The sequence below is a fragment of the Psychromonas algarum genome (assembly GCF_004376845.1).
Taxonomy (GTDB): Bacteria; Pseudomonadota; Gammaproteobacteria; order Enterobacterales; family Psychromonadaceae; genus Psychromonas.
Genome location: NZ_SNUW01000010.1, coordinates 160,142 through 166,877 on the forward strand (window position 1 = coordinate 160,142; position 6,736 = coordinate 166,877).

The following is a 6,736-nucleotide window of genomic DNA, read 5'->3' on the forward strand; positions in this document are numbered from 1 at the left end:
TAGTGGGGGAATAATTTTTTAATGGTGGTGGTGATGGCCTAATAAACTTTTAGGTAATAACTCTGCAATAAAGGCACGTGCACCTCGACGCAATAAAGATGCAAAGTATAAAACTAAAATAATTCCTAGGCTTAAATACTGCCACCAATAAAATGAAGGTTCTGATTCACCTAACCAAGGTAATGAGAAAGTATCTATATATTGGTTTAATGATAATCCAATTAAAAACGCCCCTAACAACATTAGCATTGCAAAAGCTAAAGCAGCAAAATACCCTTGCTGATGACGCAATTGCTTTAATAAATCTAGACTAATACTTGGCCCAATTAATAAACAAGCAATTGCCGCACCAGGAGATAATCCTGCAATTAGCATTACTGCAATAATCGGAGTCATACCTGTTGCACACAGAGCAAATGGAAAGGCTATTACAATCATCACTAATACTTGTAACCATAATGCTTGTTCAAAGAACGCCCACGCTGGTGTTGCTGATAATGTCGCTGCAATTGCCCAACCAAAAATAACCCATGGTGCAGTATGGTCAAGTTGATGTTGATAGCCTTGCTTGATAGCTGTAATAAAACGAGAGGTTGGTTTACCACCTTGGCAAGGATGCACAACCACCTCGGAAATAGGCTTTTTAAAATGCCGGCCCAATAACCATGCTATAACACCTGCAAATATCACAGCAAAAGCAATTCGTAATAAAACCAACTGTTCACCAAGCAATGGAATAGAAATTAAAATTGCATCAAAGCCAATAATAGGTGTAGCAATTAAAAAGGCTGTGGCAAATGTTTGATTGGCACCTAACCCCAATAACTTCTGATGCATTTTACTTGCAACTGGAGAACAAATTGGCAAAGGCAATCCATATATAACCCCTTTTATTGCATCTTTAAAATAACCTTTATTTCCTTGTTCCGGCAAAACATCCAGTGCAGGCTTAAAGTAATGCATCAAACCACTTAATAAATAAGCAAGTAACAACATAGGCGCACTAAATAAAGCTAACTTAGTAAAATTAACTAAAGTAAGAGCTGTATTATGTTGTTGCTCCTCATGTTCATGAGCTTCGTGAGCGCTGTGTTGATGCTCATCGTTATGAGTTTCATGAGCACTATGCTGATGCTCTTCATCATGGTCATGAACTTCGTGGGCGCTATGCAGATGTTCATCATCATGAGCTTCGTGAGTACCGTGCTGATGTTCATCATGGTCATGAACTTCGTGGGCGCTATGCAAATGCTCATCATCATGAGTTTCGTGAGCACTGTGTTGATATGCATCATCGTGATCACTATGCTGATGCTCACCATCATGTGAATGAATTTCATGATGATTATGTGCTGACGCAGAATGATGATGACCATGATTATGTTGAACATAACCTAACCAGTGTGGTAACAAAACAAAGCCCAAAACAACTAAGCCTAAAAAGCTACCAACACCAGCTGCGTACTTATGCTCTTTTGCTTCTTTAGCTTGGTGCTTTTTATGCTGATGAATATAAGGACGATGCAGCACAACATGCATAATGGATCCCATAACAAATGCCTGAAACCAAGCAAGCATAGGGCCATCTAATTGGGCTACTGACAATTCAGCGTAGGAAGCACCAAGCAATGTTGCTGCGGCCATGCTAATCAATACAACAAAAGGTAAAGCAATGCCGTATTGTGGACGTAATAACCACCAAATAGTTAAACCAACAGGGAATCGATGCAATAACACACCTAACGCAAGCAGCCACTCTGTTTGATTCGTATGATCGGCTAATAGAACCGTTCCATCAATACTGGCATGAATAACTAAACCTAAGACACCAAGTAATAAGGTTGTATTATGTGCTTTACTTGCAGCTTTATGAAAATATTTTTCAACAACTGAAGGCATTAATAAACCTAAACCTGTTAGCACTAAGACTAATAGGCCTCCTTCATGTAGGAGTTCCGGCAAAATATGAAAAAGTACTAATCCAGAAATACTAACAAAAATAAAAGCATCTAATAGATCTATCCAACCAGGTTGGCGTTGTAGTAGACGATATGTGACAGGACCTAGAAATAAGGCCAAAATACTTAAAGTGAGTAACATAAAAAAACCAGTTAATTTGAGTAATGTTATAATATAACATTCTAAAATAACTGGCTATGATAAATAATGATAAAATTACTTTCTAATAAAGTAAAAAAGTTAATTACACTAATAGATCCTATTAAATGGCAGCAAAGTCTAATCCCTGACGATAATATAAATTAGCCTCCTCCATTCGCCCTTGTTGCTCTAATAATGAAGCTAATATCTTATAATCTGAGGCATTAGGTAATGATTTAACACTCTCCATTAAATGTTTAATAGCAGCTTCTTGATGATTTTCTTTTAATTTTAAATACGCTAAAGCCTGATGCACATAATCTGCATGATCTGACTTCTTTAACTGTTTTTCTAGAAAGTTAATAATAGGGTAATAGTCAATAAGCTCTATCTTTTGAAGATAAGGTAATAACGGTAAAGAAAATTGTCGTTGTAACTTATCTAATAAAAATTCTTGAGCGAGTTTTCCACACTTATTATCAATTAATGCAGATATCACCGCTTTTTGATAAGAAAGCTCTTTACGCATCCAGCGTGGTGCACTTTTATGCCAATAATCAATAAGTAATTGGCCATCTTTCGATGCAAGCTGTTGAAATAATTGCTGATGAGCATGGAACTCTAACGCGTCGAAGTCATGATCGTTTAATGCTATCAACTTTCGTTGAGAATGAATTAAAGTAATTAATTTACTCCATTCATTTAACTCTGAATAAACGGTTATATAATACTGACAAACTTTCTTATTTTTTGGAAAATGCTGATTTAATTCATTTAATGTAGCTAACCCATTTTCATACTGTTTAGCATCAAGTTGTAGCTCTGCCCAAACTAAGCCAACGGCTAACTTACAACCAGCCTGCTCCTTTGCTAACTCTAGATAGTCATCACGCTTATTAAACTCTCCATTTTCATGTGAAGCCCGAGCTGCTGCAATATAAGTTAACGCAGGAACCTCACTTTGTTCTGCTGATTTTGATAATAATTTTTGTGCTTGTTTAGTATTCCCTTCTAATAAAGCAATCATACCTAATTGCATATTCTTTTGTGCTTTACGAGTTTTACGCTGACCAAACCAACCACGTGTAATACTACTCATTGATAATAATTTTCGTAATACCCACTCTGTAATTAATAATAGAAAATAAAATAGAATAGCAATGAAACCAGCATTAATGATGGTCGTTTCATAGGTTGTATAGCTATCAAATGAAATTAAAATATAACCTTTGTTGGCACTTAATTCAGGGGCAAAAATAAGTCCAGCCAACAAAGCAACAACAATAATTAAAACTCGAATCATATTGTTACTCCGCTTCTTCAATGATCAATGATTTATTAATACGTTGCTTCATAATACGAGCTAATAAAGGCGCACTTTTAAATTGATCTGGGTAAGAAATTGAGACTTTTTGCTTACTAAGTTTTTGAAGTGAATTATAAAATTGCTGAGTATTTGTATCACTCATATCATAATAGTTATTTATTAATTGCAGAGCATTTTCTAAAGCAAGATCATAAATATCCTGTTGTTCTCTGTAGATAGCAAACTCTGCTTTAGATAAATCATTTCTTAAATTTTCTTTTAAATACCATGACTGCTCAGGAGAAAGTAGTGCTTCAACAGGTGCATCTCGATGAGTGATTACAATAAAACTTTCAACAAAGGAATGCCAAGATTTATCAAGATTAGATTTCCAATCTCCCATATCTTCTGAGACATTTAACTCATCATTTTCAGATGTTTGAGATAACTCTAATCCAGATATTGTCAGTTTATCAATACGACGCTCTAAGCTTGATAAAGCTAAAACTACACCATCTACATCTCGTTTAGGTAATGCCTCTAATACATTGAGATCTTCCAACAAAGCTCTGCGCAAAGGATTTAAGCTTGGATCGCCCATTTCTACAAGTCGTAGATCAGCCGTTTGTAATAAAGAAACACTAGTGCGAACATCATGCTCAAGCCATAATTTCCGACCTGATAAATTAATTAAATACTCTACTTCAGATAAAATCCAATCACTTGGATGGCGAACATTTGTCTCAGCTAAATTGCGCTGTAAAGTTTGTATATCAGAACTGTATAATTTGTTTTTATTTTTAATATCTAATAGTTGAATATTTAGCTGCTCAACTTGTGTGTTTAAACGATCATTTAATAATTTACTTTCATTATATTGTTTATCTTGAAGGTTCGCTTGAGATTCTAGCTGAACAGATAAATTATCAATTTTTTTCTGATAGGCCGCTGAACTTGATAAGGTTCCTTGATAGAGATAGAAGCTAAGTCCTGCAATACATAACAAAAGTACAACAAAGATTAGGATTGTTGTTATAAGAACTTTAAAGTGCTTCTTAGAAGAAACATCTTTACTCTTAGCTGTTGCTGAAGATTCTGGTGTTTCAATATTAGTATCAGTCATAACTTTCCTATTTAAAAACTAATGGCTATTCACGGCTTCCATTATTTGTCTTGAAAAACTTTACTATTTGATCGCTATCTAAGCTTGGTAAGAGGACAACATGCTTAGCACCTAACTTAGTTGCTTGTATAGCAACTCGTTGACTTGGCACATATAAAATTAGTTCAGACAACCAACTATTATGCTTATTTGATACCAATGTAAATAATTGATTCAAAATTTCTATACTGCTGATAATAGCACCATTTATTGCAGCTTGTTGCCAATTATTAACTAATTCATCTCCATCGAGATCTATTTTAACTCGTTTATATGTTTGAAAAAACTCAACTTTTGCACCTCGATGACTCAAAGTTTCAGCCAGAAGGTCTCGCCCACCTTCACCACGTAATATTAAAATACGTTTACTTTTTACTGATTGAAGAGCATCTAAAGCTAATAAACCTTCACTATCAAATTGTGATAGTGGGGTTAAAACAAGCTGATTTGTTACTTTATTCAATTGTTTTTGAGTCGCATCGCCTACAGCTAAATAAAGTGCCTCAGGCCAAGATCCAATAAGCTGTTGGTGTGTATATTTAACTGCATTTCTGCTTACAGCAATAACGATGTCGTACTCATGATTTATAAAAGATCGTAACATTTTTGGATCTTTTAAAGCATGAACTTTAAATAATGGCTGAGCAATAGAAGCATAGCCATTATTTTTTAACTTATCTGCTAAAATCTGTGCATGTGGAGCAAAGCGAGTAATTAGTAAACAAGGTGTTGGTTTCACTTATAAACTTCACTTAAAATTGCTTTAGCACCAGCATCTAATAACTGTTGTGCTAATAACTCACCCAATTGATGTGCTTGATCCACATGCCCAGTGATCTCTTTACGAATAATTTCTTTACCATCAATACTACCCACTAAACCACGTAAATATAACTGCTCATCTTTTATTAATGCAAAACTACCAATAGGTACTTGGCAACCACCTTCAAGAGCTAAATTCATTGCTCGCTCTGCACTCACTCTGAAACTTGTTTCTTGATGGTTTAACGGAGCTAATAGATCCATTGTAACTTCATCGTTTAATCTACATTCAATACCAACAGCACCCTGTCCTACTGCAGGCAAGCTCACTTCTGGCTCGATATAACTCGCAATTCGGTCATGCATTTCTAAACGTACTAAACCCGCCGTAGCGAGAATAATTGCATCGTATTCTCCATCATCTAACTTACGTAAACGTGTATTAACATTGCCACGTAAATCTTTGATAATAAGATCTGGTCTTAATGAACGGATTTGGCACTGACGTCTCAAACTAGATGTTCCTACCACTGCACCTTGCGGTAATTCAGATATATTTTTGAAATTATTCGAGACAAAAGCATCACGAGGGTCTTCTCTTTCACAAATTACAGACAACCCTAAACCTTCTGGGAAATCCACGGGTACATCTTTCATCGAATGAACTGCAATATCTGCACGTCCCTCAAGAATAGCGACTTCTAATTCTTTAACGAACAAACCTTTCCCACCCACTTTTGCTAAAGGCGTATCTAAAATAATATCGCCTTTCGTTTTCATAGGTAACAATTCAACAACCAAGTCTTGGTGATACTTTAATAGTTCAGCCTTCACAAAGTTAGCCTGCCACATAGCTAAAGGGCTATGACGTGTTGCAATACGAATGATTTTTTTAGACATGATAATTTCTCTAACAAAAGGAATCTTGATGCTACCAAAAAGCAACTTAGTATTCATAAAAATATTTAAAAATTCAAACAGCTAAAACGAAAAAAAACTGATGATGTAGTCATCAGGGATTGTTCTGAATATATTGCAAGATTGGTGATTGAAAGGGTTCGCAGAGCTCCGCCGCTTATGAGACGATGCTAGTACATCACTAAATTTTAGATATAAAAAAACCCTGTCGATGTTAATCAACAGGGTTCATTTAATGAGGCGCTTGGCGATGACCTACTTTCACATGGGGAGGCCCCACACTATCATCGGCGCAGCTGCGTTTCACTTCTGAGTTCGGCATGGGATCAGGTGGTACCACAGCGCTATTGTCGCCAAGCATAAAAATAAATTAGGAAAGTGATGTGTAATGCTCTTTTTATTTGTTTTTCTTATTGTTCTTAAATCATCGCAATTATGTAAATACGCTATCACAAGCGTTTATATTTTAATGTCTTCTTTGACTTGTC

At 35.6% G+C, this 6,736-nt stretch carries 5 protein-coding genes and 1 rRNA gene; all 6 read right to left on the reverse strand.

The window, feature by feature from the left end:
• Positions 1-18 precede the first annotated feature (18 nt).
• Positions 19-2,100, reverse strand: coding sequence for a permease (locus E2R68_RS10965; RefSeq protein WP_134277729.1), 2,082 nt, complete (start codon positions 2,098-2,100; stop codon positions 19-21).
• Between the two features lie 121 nt (positions 2,101-2,221).
• The gene (locus E2R68_RS10970; protein WP_134277730.1) at positions 2,222-3,403 is read right to left on the reverse strand and encodes a heme biosynthesis HemY N-terminal domain-containing protein; all 1,182 of its coding nucleotides are present in this window, start codon (positions 3,401-3,403) and stop codon (positions 2,222-2,224) included.
• Positions 3,404-3,407: 4 nt separating this feature from the next.
• Entirely contained in the window at positions 3,408-4,529 is a 1,122-nt protein-coding gene (locus tag E2R68_RS10975) for a uroporphyrinogen-III C-methyltransferase (protein WP_134277731.1), read from the reverse strand.
• A gap of 25 nt (positions 4,530-4,554) precedes the next feature.
• Positions 4,555-5,307: a uroporphyrinogen-III synthase gene (locus E2R68_RS10980; RefSeq protein ID WP_134277732.1), complete on the reverse strand. Its 753-nt coding sequence runs from the start codon at positions 5,305-5,307 to the stop codon at positions 4,555-4,557.
• Positions 5,304-6,230 carry a hydroxymethylbilane synthase gene (hemC, locus tag E2R68_RS10985; RefSeq protein ID WP_134277733.1) on the reverse strand — a complete coding sequence of 309 codons (927 nt, stop codon included), beginning with the start codon at positions 6,228-6,230 and terminating at the stop codon, positions 5,304-5,306. The genes E2R68_RS10980 and hemC overlap by 4 nt, the downstream gene beginning before the upstream one ends.
• A 260-nt stretch (positions 6,231-6,490) precedes the next feature.
• A 5S ribosomal RNA gene (gene rrf / locus E2R68_RS10990) occupies positions 6,491-6,606 on the reverse strand.
• Positions 6,607-6,736 lie beyond the last annotated feature (130 nt).